This is a genomic window from Streptomyces sp. NEAU-W12 (assembly GCF_026242095.1).
Lineage (GTDB): Bacteria > Actinomycetota > Actinomycetes > Streptomycetales > Streptomycetaceae > Streptomyces.
On the sequence record NZ_JAPJDM010000015.1, the window covers coordinates 152,810 to 171,770 of the forward strand.

General features: G+C 72.8%; 16 protein-coding genes. 9 read left to right on the forward strand and 7 right to left on the reverse strand.

Translation table 11 applies throughout. The annotated features are described in order from the left end of the window. The first annotated feature begins 4 nt into the window (after nt 1-4). A complete protein-coding gene (locus ORI94_RS20520; RefSeq protein WP_266077647.1) occupies nt 5-1,591 on the forward strand; it encodes a cytochrome P450 in 1,587 nt (528 codons plus the stop codon). On the opposite strand, the gene ORI94_RS20525 is transcribed toward ORI94_RS20520, so the two are convergent. The 4 genes from ORI94_RS20525 to ORI94_RS20540 all read right to left on the reverse strand — a co-directional run bounded on the left by ORI94_RS20525 (nt 1,585) and on the right by ORI94_RS20540 (nt 4,998). Continuing rightward, complete coding sequence (locus tag ORI94_RS20525) at nt 1,585-2,646, reverse strand: RluA family pseudouridine synthase (RefSeq protein WP_266077649.1); 1,062 nt, start codon at nt 2,644-2,646, stop codon at nt 1,585-1,587. The two genes, ORI94_RS20520 and ORI94_RS20525, sit on opposite strands and share 7 nt — an antisense overlap. Nucleotides 2,647-2,657: 11 nt before the next feature. Beyond that, on the reverse strand, nt 2,658-2,945 hold the full coding sequence (locus ORI94_RS20530) for a hypothetical protein (RefSeq protein ID WP_042168457.1): 288 nt from the start codon (nt 2,943-2,945) through the stop codon (nt 2,658-2,660). Between the two features lie 187 nt (nt 2,946-3,132). Beyond that, on the reverse strand, nt 3,133-3,987 hold the full coding sequence (locus ORI94_RS20535) for a siderophore-interacting protein (RefSeq protein WP_266077651.1): 855 nt from the start codon (nt 3,985-3,987) through the stop codon (nt 3,133-3,135). An 81-nt stretch (nt 3,988-4,068) separates the two neighbouring features. Then, a complete protein-coding gene (locus ORI94_RS20540) occupies nt 4,069-4,998 on the reverse strand; it encodes a 5'-3' exonuclease (protein WP_266077723.1) in 930 nt (309 codons plus the stop codon). Between the two features lie 235 nt (nt 4,999-5,233). Here ORI94_RS20540 and ORI94_RS20545 point away from each other — a divergent pair, with 235 nt between their 5' ends. The 5 genes from ORI94_RS20545 (at nt 5,234) to ORI94_RS20565 (ending at nt 11,665) form a co-directional block, all read left to right on the forward strand. Next, nucleotides 5,234-6,322: a quaternary amine ABC transporter ATP-binding protein gene (locus ORI94_RS20545; protein ID WP_266077653.1), complete on the forward strand. Its 1,089-nt coding sequence runs from the start codon at nt 5,234-5,236 to the stop codon at nt 6,320-6,322. Continuing rightward, nucleotides 6,315-8,939 carry an ABC transporter permease/substrate binding protein gene (locus tag ORI94_RS20550; protein ID WP_266077655.1) on the forward strand — a complete coding sequence of 875 codons (2,625 nt, stop codon included), beginning with the start codon at nt 6,315-6,317 and terminating at the stop codon, nt 8,937-8,939. Before ORI94_RS20545 ends, ORI94_RS20550 begins: the two co-directional genes overlap by 8 nt. Nucleotides 8,940-9,407: 468 nt before the next feature. After that, complete coding sequence (locus ORI94_RS20555) at nt 9,408-9,977, forward strand: helix-turn-helix domain-containing protein (RefSeq protein WP_266077657.1); 570 nt, start codon at nt 9,408-9,410, stop codon at nt 9,975-9,977. Further along, nucleotides 9,974-10,705 (forward strand): helical backbone metal receptor, encoded by a 732-nt coding sequence (locus tag ORI94_RS20560; RefSeq protein WP_266077659.1) that lies wholly within the window; start codon nt 9,974-9,976, stop codon nt 10,703-10,705. Before ORI94_RS20555 ends, ORI94_RS20560 begins: the two co-directional genes overlap by 4 nt. A gap of 24 nt (nt 10,706-10,729) precedes the next feature. Continuing rightward, the gene (locus ORI94_RS20565; RefSeq protein WP_266077661.1) at nt 10,730-11,665 is read left to right on the forward strand and encodes a LysR family transcriptional regulator; all 936 of its coding nucleotides are present in this window, start codon (nt 10,730-10,732) and stop codon (nt 11,663-11,665) included. A 68-nt stretch (nt 11,666-11,733) separates the two neighbouring features. Here ORI94_RS20565 and ORI94_RS20570 read toward each other — a convergent pair whose 3' ends face one another. The 3 genes from ORI94_RS20570 to ORI94_RS20580 all read right to left on the reverse strand — a co-directional run bounded on the left by ORI94_RS20570 (nt 11,734) and on the right by ORI94_RS20580 (nt 15,019). Continuing rightward, nucleotides 11,734-12,423, reverse strand: coding sequence for a gamma-glutamyl-gamma-aminobutyrate hydrolase family protein (locus ORI94_RS20570; RefSeq protein ID WP_266077663.1), 690 nt, complete (start codon nt 12,421-12,423; stop codon nt 11,734-11,736). Between the two features lie 45 nt (nt 12,424-12,468). Then, nucleotides 12,469-13,878 (reverse strand): ethanolamine permease, encoded by a 1,410-nt coding sequence (gene eat, locus ORI94_RS20575; protein ID WP_266077725.1) that lies wholly within the window; start codon nt 13,876-13,878, stop codon nt 12,469-12,471. A gap of 406 nt (nt 13,879-14,284) precedes the next feature. Next, nucleotides 14,285-15,019, reverse strand: coding sequence for a FadR/GntR family transcriptional regulator (locus ORI94_RS20580; protein WP_266077665.1), 735 nt, complete (start codon nt 15,017-15,019; stop codon nt 14,285-14,287). A 97-nt stretch (nt 15,020-15,116) separates the two neighbouring features. Here ORI94_RS20580 and ORI94_RS20585 point away from each other — a divergent pair, with 97 nt between their 5' ends. Genes ORI94_RS20585 through ORI94_RS20595 form a run of 3 tightly spaced genes read left to right on the forward strand, consistent with a single transcriptional unit; the run spans nt 15,117 to nt 18,753 of the window. Further along, complete coding sequence (locus ORI94_RS20585) at nt 15,117-16,490, forward strand: glutamine synthetase family protein (protein ID WP_266077667.1); 1,374 nt, start codon at nt 15,117-15,119, stop codon at nt 16,488-16,490. An 8-nt stretch (nt 16,491-16,498) separates the two neighbouring features. Next, on the forward strand, nt 16,499-17,965 hold the full coding sequence (locus ORI94_RS20590; RefSeq protein WP_416237862.1) for an aldehyde dehydrogenase family protein: 1,467 nt from the start codon (nt 16,499-16,501) through the stop codon (nt 17,963-17,965). After that, a complete protein-coding gene (locus tag ORI94_RS20595; protein WP_266077669.1) occupies nt 17,962-18,753 on the forward strand; it encodes a 3-oxoacyl-ACP reductase in 792 nt (263 codons plus the stop codon). The genes ORI94_RS20590 and ORI94_RS20595 overlap by 4 nt, the downstream gene beginning before the upstream one ends. Nucleotides 18,754-18,961 lie beyond the last annotated feature (208 nt).

Sequence of the window (18,961 nt, forward strand, 5' to 3'; positions counted from 1 at the left end):
CACTGTGACGCCTGAATCCCACTCCCCGGCCGGAACGGACGGCTCCCGTCCCGCCCCGCCCCCCGGCTGCCCCGCGCACGGGCAGGGTCCCGGGGGACTGCACCGGCTGCACGAGTCGGCGGACCTGAAGAAGCTGTACGAGGAACTCCGCGCCGAACACGGCCCCGTGGCGCCCGCGCTGCTCCACGACGACGTGCCGGTGTGGGTGGTCCTCGGCCACACCGAGAACCTGCACATGGTGCGCACCCCCGCGCAGTACACCCGCGACAGCCGCATCTGGTCCCCGCTCCGGGACGGCCTGGTCAAACCCGACCACCCGCTGATGCCGCACATCGCCTGGCAGCCGATGTGCGCCCACGCCGAGGGTGACGAGCACCAACGACTGCGCGGCGCGATCGACTTCGCCCTGTCGACCATCGACTTCCGCAGCCTGCGCCGGCACATCAACCGCTGCACCCAGCGCCTCGTCAACCGGTTCTGCGAAGTGGGCGAGGCCGAGGTCGTCAGCCAGTACGCCGAGCACCTGCCGATGGCCGTGATGTGCCACATCCTCGGCATGCCCGACGAGTACAACGACCGGATGGTCGAGTCGGCCCGTGACATGCTCAGGGGCACCGAGACCGCCATCGCCAGCAACGCGTACGTCATGGACGTGCTGGGCCGGCTCACCGCGCGCCGCCGGCTGGAACCGCAGGACGACTTCGCCGGCCATCTCATCACCCACCCGGCCGAACTGACCGACGACGAGGTCAGGGAGCACCTGCGGGTGGTGCTCATCGCCGCCTACGAGTCGACCGCCAACCTCCTCGCCAACGTGCTGCGGACGGTGCTCGTCGACCCGCGCTTCCGGGCCCAGCTCAACGGCGGCCAGATGACCGTGCCGGAGGCGGTGGAGCAACTGCTGTGGGACGAACCGCCGTTCAGCACCATCTTCGCCTACTTCGCCAAACAGGAGACGGAACTCGGCGGCCAGCGCATCCGCCGGGGCGACGGACTGCTGTTCGCCCCGGCCCCGGCGAACGTGGACCCGCGGGTGCGCCCGGACCCGACCGCCCACATGCAGGGCAACCGCTCCCACCTCGCCTTCAGCGGCGGCCCGCACGAGTGCCCCGGGCAGGACATCGGGCGTGCCATCGCCGAGATCGGCGTCGACGCGCTGCTGATGCGGCTGCCCGACCTCGAGCTCGACGTCGACGACGAGGATCTGCGCCACACCGAGTCGATCGCCTCGCGCCATCTCGTCGAACTGCCGGTCCGGTTCACCCCCAGGCCGCCGCAGGACATCACCGAGCGGCCGAACCACGACGCCCAGCCGACGGCCCCGCGCCGCGACTGGCACATCGGCAGTTCCGCACCGGGGGAGCCGGCACCGCCGTCCGCCACCTCTCCCGAGCCGTTCGGCCACCACGACGTCCCCGCCCCGCGGCCCGCGGCGCCGGCCGGGACACCGGACCCGCAGCCGGGTCCGCAGCGGGCGGCCCGGTCGGCCGAGCCACCGGTCGCCGAGCCGGTGGCCGCTGCCGGCCCCGCGGAGCCGGCTCGCGCGCCGGGCGCCTGGCAGCGCTTCCTGTGCTGGTGGCGCGGCTACTGACCGGGGGCGAGGGGGGCCGGCGGCGGCCGCTGGACAGCGGTCCGGGCCGTGCCGGCCGGTGCCTCGGGGATTCGGCCGTCCGGAGCGCGGCCGTCGTCGGCGCGGTCGTCCGCGGCCCAGTCCTCGTACGACGTCCACGCCGTGAGCGTCCGGCCGCTGTGCAGCCGGTGCCGTGCCCCCGTCACCGGGTCGGTGAACTCCAGTGTCCGCGCCAGCAGTTGCAGCGGGCGCCGGAAGTCACCGGCCGGGACGGGGCCGGTCACCTCCGGATACAGGGGGTCGCCGAGGACCGGCACGCCCAGGGCGTTCATGTGCACCCGCAGCTGATGGGTCTGCCCGGTGCCGGGCACCAGCCGGTACCGGGCGAGGCCGTCGGCCCGGTGGCCCAGGAGCTCGACCCGGCTGAGCGCGTTCGGTTCGCCCTCGACCTCGCGGGCGGCCAGTACCCCGCGCTCCTTCACGATCCGGCTGCGCACGGTCCGGGGCAGGACGAGCGCCGGGTCATGGGGCGCGACGGCCTCGTACTCCTTGTGGATCAGCCGGTCGCGGAACAGCGTCTGGTACGCGCCCCGCTCCTCGGGCCGCACGGTGAACAGCACCAGCCCGGCGGTGAGCCGGTCGAGACGGTGCGCGGCGCCCAGCAGCGGGATGCCCAGCTCGCGGCGCAGCCGGGCCAGCGCGGTCTCGGTGACATGGCTGCCGCGCGGGGTGGTGGCCAGGAAGTGGGGCTTGTCGGCGACGACGATGTGCTCGTCCCGGTACACGATCCCCAGCGGGAACGGCACCGGCACCTCGGCCGGCAGCTCCCGGTGGAACCACACGAACAGTCCTGGCACATAGGGGGCGTCGGCCGGCACGGGCCGCCCGTCCACGCCCACGATCAGCCCCGCGTCGAACATGCCGTCGACGACGTCGGAGCCGGCCCGGAGCCGGGCCGCGAGATGGTCCCGTACGGTGGCCCACGACCCCGCACCGGGCAGCCGCACCCGTACCGGGTCCACGCCGTCGCGCTGCGGCAGCGGGGAGGGCGGGACGGTCCTGCGTCTGCGGGTCACGAGGACCAAGGCTACGCGTCCGCCCCACCCTGTTCCTCGTGCCCCACCGCCCGTCTGACCTCGGCCTCGACCACATGGCGCGGTTTCCCCTCGGCCTGCGCGTGCTCGCTCACCGCCACCTGGACGTCACGGGCCAGGTCGCGCCAGGCCCGCCAGGCCGTCTCCCAGGTGGTGGTCTGCCGGCTGCTCCACTTGGTGCCCGTGGGAGACCCGTAGGTCTCCCGCAGATGGCGCACACGGACATGCGCCTCGTCCGCCGCACGCTGCTTGGCCACGAGTTCTTCGAAGGTGACTGTCACGCGCCCGGATCCTCGGGCAGCGGGCGGTGGCGGGACGCCACGCCACGCCGCCCGCCGCGGCGCGGGGGCCGGGGTTCACCCGACCGGAGCCGCCGCGTGCGCCGGCCGGGGCACCGGGACGCCGGCTCGGGCAGGACAGCGGATCAGTGGTGGTCCGAGGGTGCTCCAGGTGCGACCCGGGGGCGGCTCAGCCGGCCGTGGCCGCCGATTCCGACTGCTCCTGCTCCGCCTCGACCCGTGCGTTCCACTCCTGCTTCGAGGCCTGCCAGCCGTCCTCGTCGTGACCGCGCCGCCAGTAACCGGAGATCGAGAGGTCCTCGCGCGCGATCTGCCGCTCGACCCGCAGCATACGGCGCAGCTCCTTCACGAAGTGCGCCTCGCCGTGGACGAAGGCGTGCACCCGGCCCTCGGGGAACTCCAGGCCCCGTACGGCCTCCACCAGAGCCTCACCGACGGGACGGTCCCCCCGGTGCAGCCAGGTGACCGTCACCTCGGAGTCGATCTTCTGCTCCTCCTGGGGCCCCTCGACCTCCACGAAGGCGTACGCCCTGGCCCCGCTCGGCAGGGCCTCCAGCGACCGGGCGATCGCGGGCAGCGCGCTCTCGTCGCCCACCAGCAGGTGCCAGTCGGCGCTCGGGTCGGGGGCGTAGGCGCCGCCGGGGCCGATGAGGAACACGGTCTCGCCCGGCAGGACCCGCCGGGCCCAGGGGCCTGCCAGCCCTTCGTCGCCGTGGATCACGAAGTCCAGCGTCAGCTCGCGATGTCCGGCGTCCCAGTGGCGCACGGTGTACGTCCGGGTCACCGGCCACTGCTCGCGCGGGAACTCCTCGCGGATCCGCTGCATGTCGAACGGCTCGGGGTAGGTGACGCCCTCGGCGGGGAACAGCAGCTTCACGTAGTGGTCGGTGCAGGTGTCCGCCGTGAAGCCGGCCAGGCCCTCGCCGCCCAGCACCACCCGCTGCATGTGCGGGGTCAGCCGCTCGGTGCGGAGCACCCGCCCGGAGTGGGGCCTGCGCGGCTGGCGTACCGGTCGCTGTGCCATGGGGGTCTCCCTGTCACTCAGTTAGGTTTACCTAAGTTAACATTTCCTTTCAGTGATCACCCGTGCGCACCGGCGGTGCTCCTACCGCGCGAGGGTGGCCAGCAGCCGCTGCAGGGAACCGCCCAGGCCCCAGCGGGCCGCCAGTTCCCGTACGGCCTCCGGGTCGCGCGGCGTCCGCGGCAGCGCCGTGACGACCTCCGGGAGCGGGACGTCGTCCGCGACCCGTACGACCTTCGGGGCGACCGCCAGGTACGGGCCCGCCTCGGTGAGGCGCCTCCGCTGGGTCGGGGTGAGCCCGGCCTGCGGGTCGCCGACCGCCGCCAGGATCCCGGCCAGGTCGCCGAACTCGGCCAGCAGCTTGGCGGCGGTCTTCTCGCCCACTCCCGGTACGCCCGGCAGGCCGTCGCTCGGGTCACCCCGCAGCAGCGCCAGATCCGCGTACCCCGAGCCGCCCACCCCGTACTTCTCGCGCAGCACGGCCTCGTCGGTGATCTGGAGCGTGCCGACGCCCTTGAGCGGATACAGCACCCGCACCCCGCGCGCGTCGTCCACCAGCTGGTACAGGTCGCGGTCCCCGGTGACGATGTCCACCGGGCCGCGCGCCCGCGCGGTGAACGTGCCGATCACGTCGTCCGCCTCGTACGCGGGGACGCCCACGCGCGCGATGCCGACGGCGTCCAGCACGGCCTCGATGACCGGCACCTGAGGAGACAGCGTGTCGGGCACCTCCTCCTCGTCGGGGCCCGACGGGCGCTCCTCGGCCACGCGGTGCGCCTTGTAGGAGGGGATCAGCTCCACCCGCCACGCCGGGCGCCAGTCGGCGTCCATGCAGGCGACCAGATCGTCCGGGTGGTGGTCCTTGACCAGGCGGTCGATGAAGTCGAGCAGCCCGCGCACGGCGTTCACCGGCGAGCCGTCCGGGGCCCTGACGGAGTCCGGGACACCGAAGTAGGCCCGGAAGTAAAGAGAAGCGGTATCGAGGAGCATCAGTCGTCCGGTCACGCTCCGCATCATGCCGTACGCCACCGACAGGGCCCGGCAGCCGCCCGACGGCACCGGCCCGGGCCGCGCCGCGCACGGCACGGCGCGGCCTGAATGTGACGCAGGACACGATGGTGTTTGGGGTGGGGGAAAAGGGGGAGGCGCGGCCCCGGAGCGATGCCGGTTGCAGGTTCAACCGTCCGCACGCGTGAGCCGTCCCGGCGGGCGCCGCTCCGCTCCATCGCCGTCGAGACAAGAGGTACGCGTGTCAACCAGGCTAGAGGCCGAACACCTCTACAAGGTGTTCGGCAGACGACCGGGCCAGGCAGTCGAGAGACTGCGCCAGAACGAGACCGACCGTGAGGAGCTGCGTGCCCACGGAACCACGGCGGCCGTCATCGACGCCTCGTTCACCGTGGAGCCCGGCGAGATCTTCGTCGTCATGGGCCTGTCCGGTTCCGGCAAGTCCACCCTGCTGCGCATGCTGAACGGCCTGTCGGAGCCGACCGCCGGATCGGTCCGGTTCGACGGTGAGGACCTCACCGCGCTGTCCGACCGCGAGCTGCGCGCGGTCCGCTCCAAGAAGATCAGCATGGTCTTCCAGCACTTCGCGCTGTTCCCGCACCGCAGCGTCCGTGAGAACGCCGCCTACGGTCTGGAAGTGCAGGGCGTGCCCCGCGCCGAGCGCGAACGCCGCGCCGACGAGGCGCTCGCCCTGTGCGGCCTGGCCGGCTGGGAGAAGTCGTGGCCCGACGAGCTCTCCGGCGGCATGCAGCAGCGTGTGGGCCTCGCCCGCGCGCTCGCGACCGACGCGGACCTGCTGCTGATGGACGAGTCCTTCAGCGCGCTCGACCCGCTGATCCGCCGCGACATGCAGGACCAGCTGGTGGAGCTGCAGAAGAAGCTGAAGAAGACGATCGTCTTCATCACGCACGACCTCAACGAGGCCATGCGCCTGGGCGACCGCATCGCGGTGATGCGCGACGGCCGTATCGTGCAGATCGGCACCGCGCAGGACATCCTGATCCGCCCGGCCAACGACTACGTCGCCTCCTTCACCCAGGACGTCGACCGCTCCCGGGTGCTGACCGCCGGAGCCGTGATGGAGCGCGAGGTGCGCGGCGACGAGGCCGACTGCACGTGCGAGACCGCGACGGCGCAGACGCCGTTCACCGACCTGTGCGCGATGAGCGCCCGCGCGGCGCACCCCGTGGCGGTCCTCGACGGCGAGGGCGCGGTCATCGGCGTCGTGCCCCGGCAGCGGCTCGTCGGTTTCATCGGCGACGAGGAGGGCGCCCCCGGTACCTGCGACTCCCCGCGCGGTGAGGGCGAGAAGGTGATGGCCCGTGCCTAGGATCCCGCTCGGCGAATGGGTCAACAGCGGTGTCGACTGGCTGCTCGCTCATGTGACCTGGCTGTTCGACTTCTTCAAGGCCGTCTTCACCGGTGCCTACGACGGCGTCAACGCCGTCCTCCAGGCGCCCGAGCCGCTGCTGCTCGCCGGTATCTTCGCGGTGATCGCCTTCTGGCTGCGCGGCACTCTCGCCGGTGTCCTCACCTTCCTGGGATTCGCCTTCATCGATTCCATGGAACTGTGGGCGGACTCGATGGTGACGCTGTCACTGGTCGTCGTCGCCACCCTCATCGCGCTGGTCGTCGGAGTGCCCGTAGGCATCTGGGCGGCACGTTCGGACCGGGTCAGCGCCCTGGTGCGGCCGGTCCTGGACTTCATGCAGACGCTGCCCGCGATGATCTACCTCATCCCGGCGATCCTCTTCTTCGGGACGGGGCCCGCCCCCGGCATCGTCGCCACCCTGATCTTCGCGCTCGCCCCCGGCGTGCGCATGACCGAGCTGGGCATCCGCCAGGTCGACAAGGACCTGGTGGAGGCGGCCGAGGCGTTCGGCACCACGCCCCGCAACACGCTGCTGCGCGTCCAGCTGCCGCTGGCGCTGCCCACCGTGATGGCGGGCGTCAACCAGGTGATCATGCTCGGTCTGTCCATGGCCGCGATCGCCGGCATGGTCGGCACCGGCGGCCTCGGCGGTGCCGTCATCGAGGCCATCGGCCAGCTCAACATCGGTCTCGGCGCCGAGTCCGGCCTCGCCATCGTCATCCTGGCGATCTATCTCGACCGCATGACCGGCGCCCTGGGCACCCAGGTGTCCCCGCTCGGCCGGCGCGCCGCCGCCAAGGCCCGCGCCGCGCAGGGGCTGAAGATCTGGTCCTACCGGCCCCGCCCGCAGGTCGCCGTGATCGGTGTCGTCGTCCTGGCCCTGGTGGCCGGCGGCATGGGCGTCTTCGGCGGCAGCGGCAAAAGCGGCGGTACCGGCACCGCTGCCGAGACCGGGAACGTCGGCAACGGCAAGAAGGTCTCCATCGGTTACATCCCCTGGGACGAGGGGGTCGCCTCCACCTTCCTGTGGAAGGAGGTCCTCGAACGGCGCGGCTTCGAGGTCGAGGCCACACAGTTCGACGCCGGCCCGCTCTACACCGCGCTCGCGCAGGGCGACATCGACTTCCAGACGGACTCGTGGCTGCCCACCACCCACGCCGAGTACTGGAAGAAGTACGGCGACAGGCTCGAGGACCTCGGCACCTGGTACGAGGAGACGACGCTCGAACTCGCCGTGCCCGCCTACATGGAGGACTTCGACTCCCTCGAGGACCTCAAGGGCGAGGCCGGTACCTTCGACGGGAAGATCACCGGCATCGAGTCCAGCGCCGGCATGATGGGCCTGCTCAAGGACAAGGTCCTGCCGGACTACGGCCTGGACGAGGAGTACAAGGTCGTCGACAGCTCCACGCCGGCGATGCTGGCCGAGCTCAAGCGCGCCTACAGCAAGCAGGAGCCGGTCGTCGTCACGCTCTGGTCGCCGCACTGGGCGTACAGCGACTACGACCTCAAGAAGCTGAAGGACCCCAAGGGCACCTGGGGCGAGGGCGACGCCGTGCACACCCTGGGACGCAAGGGCTTCACCGCCGAGAACCCCACCGTCGGCCAGTGGCTGAAGAACTTCTCGATGACCGAGGAGCAACTCACCGGCCTGGAGGCCGAGATCAACAAGGCCGGCAAGGGCAGGCAGCAGGCTGCCGTCCGCGCCTGGCTCAAGGACAACCCGGACGTCGTCGACGAGCTGGCCCCGGTGAAGTCCGCCTCCGCCGCCACCCCGGCCGAGGCGAAGCGTCCGCTGACCGTCGCGTGGTTCCCCTGGGAGGAGGACGTCGCGATCACCTACCTGTGGAAGAACGTCCTCGAGCGGCGCGGCTACCGGATGAACCTGAAGCAGATGGAGGTCGGCCCGGTCTACACCGGCCTCGCCAGTGGGGACATCGACCTCAACTTCGACGCCTGGCTGCCGTACGCCCAGAAGAACTTCTGGGACCGGAGCAAGGACGAACTGGTCGACCTCGGCACCTGGTACGAGCCGACCTCGCTGGAGGTCTCCGTCCCCTCGTACGTCAAGGACGTCAAGTCCCTCGAGGACCTCAAGGGCAAGGCGGACCTCTTCGACGGGCGGATCGTCGGCATCGAACCGGGCACCGGCGAGATGGACCTGCTCAAGAACAAGGTCCTGCCGGGATACGGCCTGGACGAGGAGTACAAGGTCGTCGACGGCTCCACGCCGGCGATGCTGGCCGAGCTCAAGCGCGCCTACTCCAAGAAGGAGCCGATCGCGGTCACCCTCTGGTCCCCGCACTGGTCGTACAGCGAGTACGAGCTGACCAAGCTGAAGGACGACAAGAAGCTCTTCGGCGAGGGCAACACCATCCGCACCATCGCGAACAAGGCGTTCCCCGGGCAGTACCCCGAACTCACCAAGTGGATCAAGGGTTTCAGGATGAGTGAGGACGAGCTCGGCACGCTCGAGAAGGAGATCAAGGACCGCGGCCAGGGCAAGGAGGAGGCGGCCGTCGCCGCCTGGCTCGAGGAGCACCCGGACGTGGTGGGGCGCATGACCCCGCAGTGACGCCGAAGGCCACCGCGGCGACCACCGGTCGCCGCGGTGGCCCCCGGCACCGCTCGCTCCCCCCCGCGGCATGTACGGACAGACCGGACGGGGCGCGCGGCCCGGCAACGGGCGCAGCGCTGCGACGGGCGCACAGCCGAGCGGGAACACGGTAGGAATCCGGCCAATCACGCAGCGCTACGCCCTCCCCGAGCCTCCGGTCCTTCGCCGTGACCTCCCGCCCCTCTTCGGGAGACAATGGCGGAAACACCCTGCGTCCTGCGCGCGTCGGACCGGAGGGCTCGCACATCGGCTGGCGTGAACTGTGGGTTGTGCGCGACCGCACAGGACGACGACGTGACAGGCGCCTGAAACGGTCTGCCGAACATGCGTAGGGTGCAGACAGCTCAACAGGAGGCGTGCGCCGGAACCACGGGCACGGACGCGGGCACAGACACGGGACGACGGGCGAAGGAGGGAGCCGAAGCGATGGGCGACCACAAAGAACAGCCACTGCGCGTGGGCGCGGCCGTGCGACGGCGACGTCGCGCGCTCGATCTCACGCTTGCCGTCGTGGCCCAGCGCAGCGGCCTGTCGGTCCCGTTCCTGAGCCAGATCGAGAACGAGCGCGCGCGCCCCAGCCAGAGTTCCCTGGAGAAGGTCGCCGACGCCCTGCGCACCACCGCCGTGGAACTCCTCGCAGCCGCCGACCCGGCGTGCAGCGTCGACGTCGTCCGCGCGGAGGGCGCCGAGCAGCTGCCGGAACCCCGTGTCCGGTCCCTGGTGCGGGGCCATCACCAGATGCACGCCTCCGAGTTCACCGGCGACCACGACGCCGGGCGTGAACTCCAGTTCCGCAACGACCAGTTGATGTACGTGGCGGACGGCGCCGTGGAGATCGAGGCGGAAGGCCGCGCCTACCGCCTCGGCCGCGGCGACACCCTGTACCTCACCGGAGGCGTCCGGCACCGGTGGCGGGCCACGGTCGCGGAGACGCGGCTGATCGTCGTCGCCGTCGCCGAGCACATCGAGGCGGTCCGGGACAAGCCCCGCCGGTGAGTTCCGTGCGGATCGTCTCCCTGGTCCCGTCCCTCACCGAGGCCGTGGCGCTGTCCGCTCCCGGCGCCCTGGCCGGCGCCACCGACTGGTGCACGCATCCCGCCGGACTGGACGTCGTACGGATCGGCGGCACGAAGAACCCGGAGGCCGGCCGGATCACCGCCCTCGCTCCCGATCTGGTGATCGCCAACGAGGAGGAGAACCGCGCCCCCGACCTCGACGCCCTGCGCGCGGCGGGTCTCGAGGTGCTGGTGACGGAGGTACGGACGCTGCCCCAGGCCTTCGGCGAGCTGGCCCGGGTGCTCACGGCGTGCGGCGTGCGCACCCGCCCCCGATGGCTGGACGACGCCGAAGCCGCCTGGGAGGCCGTGGCAGCCCCGGCGACCCGCCGGACCGCGGTCGTGCCGGTCTGGCGGCGGCCCTGGATGGTGCTGGGCCGCGACACCTTCGCCGGCGACCTGCTGTCCCGCCTCGGCATCGACCACCTGTACGCGGGCCATCCGGAACGCTACCCCCGCGTACCCCTGGACGCGTTGCGCGCAAAGGCCCCGGACCTCGTCGTGCTGCCCGACGAGCCGTACCGCTTCACCGCCGACGACGGACCCGACGCCTTTCCCGGACTGCCCTGTGCCCTGGTCGGCGGCCGGCACCTCACCTGGTACGGGCCGTCGCTGGCCGAGGCGGCGGCGGTGCTGCCCCGGGAACTGCGAGCGGCAGGCCGCCGGTAGCACCGCGCGGCATAGGCTGGCGTGATGAGTGCGACGGACGACCACGCGGGACAGCGGCCTGTGGCCACGGGGACCCTGGCCCACCGGGTGCCGGACCTCGGGGCGCTGGAACTGCTGCTGGCGGTGGCGCGGGTCGGGAGTCTGGGCGGCGCGGCGCGCGAGCTGGGCATCACCCAGCCGGCGGCCAGCAGCCGGGTCCGGTCCATGGAGCGGCAGCTCGGTGTGGCGCTGGTGGACCGCTCACCGCGCGGATCGCGCCTGACCGACGCCGGAGCGCTCGTCACCGACTGGGCACGGCGGATCGTGGAGGCCGCGGAGGTCTTCGACGCCGGCGCCCAGGCACTGCGGGACCGCCGGGACTCACGACTGCGGGTGGCGGCGAGCATGACGATCGCCGAGTACCTGCTGCCGGGCTGGCTGCTCGCGCTGCGCGCGCAGCGGCCGGACACGGCGGTGTCCCTGCTGGCCGGGAACTCCGCGACGGTCGCGCAGCGGCTGCTCGCGGACGAAGCGGACGTGGGCTTCGTCGAAGGGCTGACCGTGCCGACGGGCCTGGACTCCGCGGTGATCGCCCACGACCGGCTGATCGTGGTGACGGCACCGTCCCACGCCTGGGCCCGCCGCCGTCGCCCGCTCGCCGCCGAAGAACTGGCGACCACCCCGCTCATCCTGCGCGAGAAGGGCTCCGGCACCCGGCAGGTCCTGGACACCGCGCTGGGCGGCCTGGCCCGCCCGCTGATCGAACTGTCCTCCACGACCGCGGTGAAGGCCGCCGCGGTCAGCGGCGCGGGCCCGGCCGTCCTCAGCGAACTGGCCGTGGGGGAGGAGCTGACGATGCGCCGCCTCGTCCGCGTCCCCGTGGACGGCATCGCCCTGGCCCGCGACCTGCGCGCGGTCTGGCCCACCGGCCACCGCCCCACGGGCCCGGCCCGCGACCTGCTGGCCCTGACCCGAGGCTGAGCACCTCACGCGCCGGGGGCCGGGCGCCGGGCGCCGCGCGGACGGGTCCCGGTGGGGTGCCTCGCGGGTCACGGTGGAGCGGCCGCCTGAACCAGACGGCGTACGACCCGCAGGTCCTCGTCCATCTCCGGATGCCACTGCACGCCCAGGACCCATGCGCCCGTCGGGAGTTCGACCGCCTCCACGGTCCCGTCCGCCGCGTACGCCGAGGGGATCAGGCCCGTGCCGAAGCGGTCCACCGCCTGGTGGTGGAAGGCCGGTACGGACGTCTCCTCCGGGACGGCGTCGGCGTACCGGGTGCCCGGCACCGGTTTGACCGGGTGCCGGCCGAAGACCCCCGGCACCCCCCCGTGGCCGTCGAGGTGCTGGACGAGGGTGCCGCCCAGGGCGACGTCCAGCACCTGCAGGCCCCGGCAGATCCCGAGCAGCGGAACGCGGCGTTCCAGCGCCGCCCGGACCAGGGCGAGCTCCCAGGCGTCCCGGGCACGGTCGGGCGGCCCGGTGCGCGGCCCGGGCTCGGCGCCGTAACGGGCCGGCTCCACGTCGGGACCGCCCGCGACGACCAGCCCGTCGAGCCGGGCCACCGTCGCCGCGGCCTGCTCGGGCGCGTCCGGCGGGAGCATCGCGGCCAGCCCGCCGGCCCGCTGCACCAGCCGCGGGTATCCGAGGGGCAGCAGTGCGGCGTCCATCCGCCACGCGCCCCACCGGACCCCGGACTCCTCGTACGTGCTGATGCCGATCAGCGGCCTGGCCGTCATGCTCTGCTCCTCCGTCCCCGTCCCCCGTCTCCGACACCGGGCGGGTCAGTCCCGGGACAGCTCCGCCTCGGCCGCCGCCAGCGCCGCGAACTCCTCCTCCGGCGCCTTCGCCACCAGATGCCTGCGGCTGTACAGGCCGAAGTACGCCACGGCCGCGATGTACACCGCCAGCGCGACGAAGGCCGCCGTCACGTCCACCAGGAAGGTCGCCACCAGCGCCGCACAGGCCAGTATGAGCGCGACCGACGAGGTCAGCACCCCGCCCGGCGTCCGGTACGGCCGCGGCAGCTCCGGTTCGCGGCGGCGCAGCACGATGTGCGACAGGGACATCAGCGCGTACGAGACGGTCGCGCCGAAGACGGCGACGTTCAGCATGCGGGCGCCGTCGCCCGTGCCGGCGGCCAGCGCGAAGCCGATCGCGCCGGGCACCAGCAGTCCGAGGTACGGGACCTTGCGGCGGCCGGTGAGGGACAGGAACTTCGGCAGGTAGCCCGCACGGGACAGCGCGAACAGCTGGCGGGACCCGGCGTAGATCAGCGAGAAGAACGACGCCACCAGGCCGGCGAGCCCCGCGTAGTTCACGATCCGGCTGAGCACGGTCGCCTCGCCGTCCGGCTGGAGCGCCTCCACCAGCGGGTTGCCCGCGTCCTGCACGGCGGCCGAGCCGCGCGCCCCGGCCGCGGCGAGGAAGGTGACCACCGCCAGGACCACGAGGATGCCCATGGACCAGCGGATCGCCTTCGGCAGTGTCCTGGCGGGGTCCCTGGTCTCCTCGGCGGCGAGCGGTACGCCCTCGACGCCCAGGAAGAACCACATGCCGAACGGGAACGCCGCCCAGATGCCGAGCAGGCCCATCGGCAGCCAGGAGCTCGCGCCGAAGGCGGACGTGTCCACCGGGATGTCGTCGAGCGAGGACGCGTCGAACGAGGGCAGCGCGCCCAGCGCGAAGACGACCAGGGCGGCCACCGCGATCCCGGTGACGACGAAGCTGAACCGCAGCGCCTCGCCGACGCCCCACAGGTGGACGCCGATGAGGACCACGAAGCAGGCGAGGGGGACCGGCCAGCCGGACTCGAGGCCGAACAGGCCCAGCGACTCGACGTAGTCACCGATGAACAGGGAGATCGCGGCGGGTGCGAGGACGTACTCGATCAGGATGGCGGTGCCGGTGAGGAAACCGCCCCAGGGGCCGAGTGCCCGGCGGGCGAAGCCGTAGCCGCCGCCGGCGGTGGGCAGCACCGAGGACAGCTCGGCGAGCGCGAAGACCATGCAGGTGTACAGGGCGCCCATGAGCACCATGGCGATCGCCAGGCCGCCGAAGCCGCCTTCGGCCAGGCCGAAGTTCCAGCCCGAGTAGTCGCCGGACACGACGTACGCGACGCCGAGACCGGTCAGCAGCAGCCAGCCGGCGCTGCCGCGGCGCAGCTTCCTGCGGTCCAGATAGTCGTCCGGCACACCACCGGTGCCGTGGTCCGCGCTCCCGGCCCGCGGTGCGGCGGAGGACGACGACGGAGACGGCGGGGGAGAGGACGGCGGAGGCGGAAGGCTCACGGGGTGACTCCCCAGGGGGTGGTGACGAGGAAGCGGGCAATGGAGCGGATCCGTACCTTTGTGGCCCCATACCTTCCCGGCGCGGACGGCGGGACGCAAGACCCGCGCACCGGACCCGTGTACGAGGTCCCGCACCGCTTCCCCGCGTCCGAGGCCCCAGCCGAAGCCCGCCCGGACCCCCGCACCCGCCGCCCCTGCACCGCAACCCCGCGCCGACCCGCGCCGACCCGCGCCGACCCGCGCCGACCCGCGTGGCGCGCCCCGCGCCCGCGCCCGGGCCCGCCGCTGTCACCGCCCCGTCACCCGGGTGTCACGCCAGGAAACCCCGCAGCAGTGCCGCCGTCCCCGCGCAGTGCTCGCGCGCGATCTCCCGTGCCCCGTCCGCGTCCCCGTCCAGCACCGCCTCGACCAGCGTGGTGTGCTGCCGCTGCGAGTGCTCCAGATTGCGCACCAGCAGGGGGATGCAGTCCAGCAGGTCGTTCACCCTCGCCCGTACGGCCGCGTACTGCGCGGCCAGCGTCGGCGAGCCGGACAGCTCCGCCAGCGTGAGGTGGAACAGCGTGTCCAGGCGGCGGTACCCGGCCGGCGGGGCCTCCCGCGTGCCCGTCAGCGCCCCGCGGAGCCGCGCCGCCCGCGCGTCCGACAGGCCGCGGTCGGCGCACAGACCCGCCGCGCCCACCTCCAGCACCTCCCGGAACCGCAGGACGTCCTCGATGTCGACCCCGGTGGTCCGCCGCCGCAGCTCGGCCCCGCCCCCGTGCGTCGGCCGGGGCAGCACGAACGTGCCGCCGTACCTGCCGCGCCGGGACTCCACGAGGCCCTGGTCCTGGAGCACCCTCAGCACCTCGCGCAGCGTCACCCGGCTGATCCCCAGCCGCTTTGCCAGCTCCCGTTCGGCCGGCAGCCGTTCCCCGCCCGGTACCAGGCCCAGCCGCACCACCTGCAGGATCTGCTCCAGCGCCTCCTCGAAGCCGTTGCCCGCGCGCACCGGCCGCAGCACCGGCGCGAGACCGTCACCGGGCGCGCCGCCCCCGTCCTCCGACATGCGGCCGTGCCCCCTTCCCAAGCAATGGTTCTCCGCAATACCTTATGACTCCCGGCATGGCTCCCGGCAGACCGAAGAAGCCCGAGGAGGCTCTCCCGTGGCAGACTCCACGCCCCCGCTCGGTGTCGAGGAGCTGCACGCCCTCGTCGCGGGCGGTGACATCGACACGGTCGTCCTGGCCTTCCCCGACATGCAGGGGCGGCTCCAGGGCAAGCGGTTCGCCGCGCGCTTCTTCCTCGACGAGGTGCTCCGGCACGGCACCGAGGGCTGCACCTACCTGCTGGCCGTCGACGCCGACATGAACACCGTCGACGGCTACGCCATGTCCTCCTGGGAGCACGGCTACGGCGACTTCGCCATGTTCCCCGACCTCGACACGCTCCGCCGCGTGCCGTGGAACGAGGGCACCGCCCTGGTCGTCGCCGACCTGGCCTGGGCCGACGGCTCCCCGGTCGTCGTCGCCCCCCGCCAGATACTGCGCCGCCAGCTGGAGCGCCTGGCCGCACTCGGGTACACCGCCCAGGTCGGCACCGAGCTGGAGTTCATCGTCTTTTGGGACACCTACGAGCAGGCCTGGGACGCCGGCTACCGCGGGCTCACCCCGGCCAACCAGTACAACGTCGACTACTCGGTGCTCGGCACCGGCCGGATCGAACCCCTGCTGCGCCGCATCCGCAACGAGATGGCCGCCGCCGGCCTCACCGTGGAGTCCGCCAAGGGCGAGTGCAACCCCGGCCAGCACGAAATCGCCTTCCGCTACGACGAGGCCCTGGTCACCTGCGACCAGCACGCCGTCTACAAGACCGGTGCCAAGGAGATCGCCGCCCAGGAGGGCGTGTCGCTCACCTTCATGGCCAAGTACAACGAACGCGAGGGCAACTCCTGCCACATCCACCTCTCCCTCGCCGACCTCGACGGCACCACCAGCGCCATGCCGGGTTCGGCCCAGGACCCCGGCTCCATGTCGGACGTCATGCGGCACTTCCTCGCCGGACAGCTCGTCGCGCTCCGCGAGTTCTCCCTGCTCTACGCCCCGCACATCAACTCCTACAAGCGGTTCCAGCCGGGCTCGTTCGCACCGACCGCCGTCGCCTGGGGGTACGACAACCGCACCTGTGCCCTGCGGGTCGTCGGCCACGGCCGCTCCCTGCGCTTCGAGAACCGGCTGCCCGGCGGCGACGTCAACCCGCACCTCGCCGTGGCCGGCATGGTCGCGGCAGGGCTGTACGGCGTCGAGCACGGTCTCGAACTGCCCGAGCCCTGCCGGGGCAACGCCTACGCCGCCGGCTTCGAGCACGTCCCGACGACCCTGCGGGAAGCCGCCGAACTGTGGGAGAACAGCGCCATCGCGAAGGCCGCCTTCGGCGACGAGGTGGTCGCCCACTACCGCAACATGGCGCGCGTCGAGGTGGACGCCTACGACGCCGCGGTCACCGACTGGGAACTGCGCCGCTCCTTCGAACGCATGTGAGGCCCCCGTTGCCGCTGCCCGACGCCCTGCCCGACGACGTGCCGCCGCCCGCCGAGCTGCACGTACAGAACCCCGCCACCGAAGAGACCGTCGCCACCGTGGCAGCCGCCTCCGCGGCCGACGTCGACGCCGCCGTCGTGGCGGCCGAGCGGGCGCAGAGGACCTGGGCCGCCCTCGGCCCCGGCGACCGCGCCCGGCTGCTGCGCCGCTTCGCCGCCACCGTCGACGACCACCTGGAGGAACTGGCCCGCCTCGAGGTCCGGGAGGCCGGACACACCCTCGGCAACGCCCGCTGGGAGGCCGGAAACGTCCGGGACCTGCTCGACTACGCCGCCGGGGGAGTGGAACGGCTCACCGGCCGGCAGATCCCGGTCGCCGGCGGCCTGGACGTCACGTTCCTCGAACCGCTCGGCGTCGTCGGCGTCATCGCGCCCTGGAACTTCCCGATGCCGATCGCGGCCTGGGGCGCGGTACCGGCCCTCGCGGCAGGCAACGCGGTCCTCCTCAAGCCCGCCGAGACGACCCCGCTCACCGCGCTGCGCCTGGCCCGGCTCGCCCTGGAGGCAGGCCTGCCCGAAGGGCTGTTCCAGGCACTGCCCGGCCACGGCCCGGTCGCCGGCGGCGCGCTCGTCGAGCACCCCGGCGTCGCCAAGATCGTGTTCACCGGCTCGACGGCCGTGGGCCGGCGGGTGGCGGCCAGGGGCGCGGCACTGCTCAAGCCGGTCACCCTCGAACTCGGCGGCAAGAGCCCCAACATCGTCTTCGCCGACGCCGATCTCGAAGCCGCCGCGGCCGCCGCCCCCATGTCCTTCCTGGACAACGCCGGCCAGGACTGCTGCGCCCGCACCCGCATCCTCGTCCAGCGCCCGGTGTACGACCGCTTCCTCGGCCTCCTCGCCCCCGCGATCGAGTCCGTCGTCGTCGGCGACCCGGCCGACGAGCGGACCGACATGGGCCCGCTGATCTCCCGGACCCAGCTGGACCGCGTCCGCTCCTACGTCCCCGACGACGCCGGCGCGATCCGCGGCAAGGCCCCCGAGGGCGGCCCGGGCTTCTGGTTCCCGCCCACCGTCCTCACCGGTGTCGACCCGCACGCGCGCGTGGCCGTCGAGGAGGTCTTCGGGCCCGTCGCCGTCGTGCTGCCCTTCGAGGACGAGGCCGACGCGATCCGCCTGGCCAACGCCACCGACTACGGCCTGTCCGGCTCGCTCTGGACCCGGGACGTCGGCCGCGCCCTGCGGGTCTCGGGCGCCGTCCGCGCCGGGAACCTGTCCGTCAACTCCCACTCCAGCGTCCGCTACTCGACGCCTTTCGGGGGGTTCAAGCAGTCCGGTCTCGGCCGTGAACTCGGCCCCGACGCCCTGGCCGCCTTCACCGGGACCAAGAACGTCTTCATCAGCACCGAAGGCACGGCGAGCAGCGCGAGCACACCGAGCACCGAGCGCACCGAAGGCACGGAGGGCCCCGCACAGTGAGCGAAGCGACCGAGCACATCACCTGCCGCCGCCTGGTCGGCCGTACCGCCGTCGTCACCGGAGCGGGCAGCGGCATCGGCCTGGCCACCGCCCGCCGGCTCGCCTCCGAGGGCGCCCACGTCGTCTGCGGCGACGTGGACGAGGTGCGCGGCAGGGCGGCCGCCGAGGAGACCGGGGGCATCTTCGTGCCCGTCGACGTCACCGACCCCGAGCAGGTCGAGGCCCTCTTCGCCGCCGCCCACGACACCTACGGCAGCGTCGACACCGCCTTCAACAACGCCGGCATCTCCCCGCCCGACGACGGCTCCGTCCTGGAGACCGGACTCGACGCCTGGAAGCGCGTTCAGGAGGTCAACCTCACCTCCGTCTACCTGTGCTGCAAGGCCGCGATCCCCTACATGCGCCGCCAGGGCAGGGGCTCCATCATCAACACCGCGTCCTTCGTGGCCCGGATGGGCGCGGCGACCAGCCAGATCTCCTACACCGCGTCCAAGGGGGGCGTCCTGGCCATGTCCCGCGAACTCGGGGTGCAGTTCGCCCGTGAGGGCATCCGCGTCAACGCGCTGTGCCCCGGCCCGGTCAACACCCCGCTGCTGCGGGAACTGTTCGCCAAGGACCCGGAGCGCGCCGCCCGCCGGCTCGTGCACATCCCGCTCGGCCGGTTCGCCGAGGCCGAGGAGATCGCCGCCGCCGTCGCCTTCCTGGCCAGCGACGACTCCTCCTTCGTCAACGCCACCGACTTCCTCGTCGACGGCGGCATCTCGGGGGCGTACGTCACACCGCTCTAAGCCCTGGGAGCCGTCACAGACGCCGCCGTTCCGGGCCCGGCGTACGCCGGGCCCGGCGTCGCGTGCCCTCTGCCCCCTGCCGTCCCGCGCGCCTCCTCCACGCCTCCCGCACGCCTCCCGCCCACGACGGCAGTCCGCTCTGCTCGCGGTGCTGCGTCTTCTTCCCTATGGGCCCCCGGCCGCCGACGGCAGTCTGCTGCGAAACACG

Bases quoted from the DNA above. Each gene is read 5' to 3' on its own strand.
- ORI94_RS20540 (WP_266077723.1), bottom strand. From the start codon at position 4,998: ATGCGGAGCGTGACCGGACGACTGATGCTCCTCGATACCGCTTCTCTT.
- ORI94_RS20565 (WP_266077661.1), top strand. From the start codon at position 10,730: ATGAGTGCGACGGACGACCACGCGGGACAGCGGCCTGTGGCCACGGGG.
- ORI94_RS20580 (WP_266077665.1), bottom strand. From the start codon at position 15,019: ATGTCGGAGGACGGGGGCGGCGCGCCCGGTGACGGTCTCGCGCCGGTG.
- ORI94_RS20570 (WP_266077663.1), bottom strand. From the start codon at position 12,423: ATGACGGCCAGGCCGCTGATCGGCATCAGCACGTACGAGGAGTCCGGG.
- ORI94_RS20555 (WP_266077657.1), top strand. From the start codon at position 9,408: ATGGGCGACCACAAAGAACAGCCACTGCGCGTGGGCGCGGCCGTGCGA.
- ORI94_RS20535 (WP_266077651.1), bottom strand. From the start codon at position 3,987: ATGGCACAGCGACCGGTACGCCAGCCGCGCAGGCCCCACTCCGGGCGG.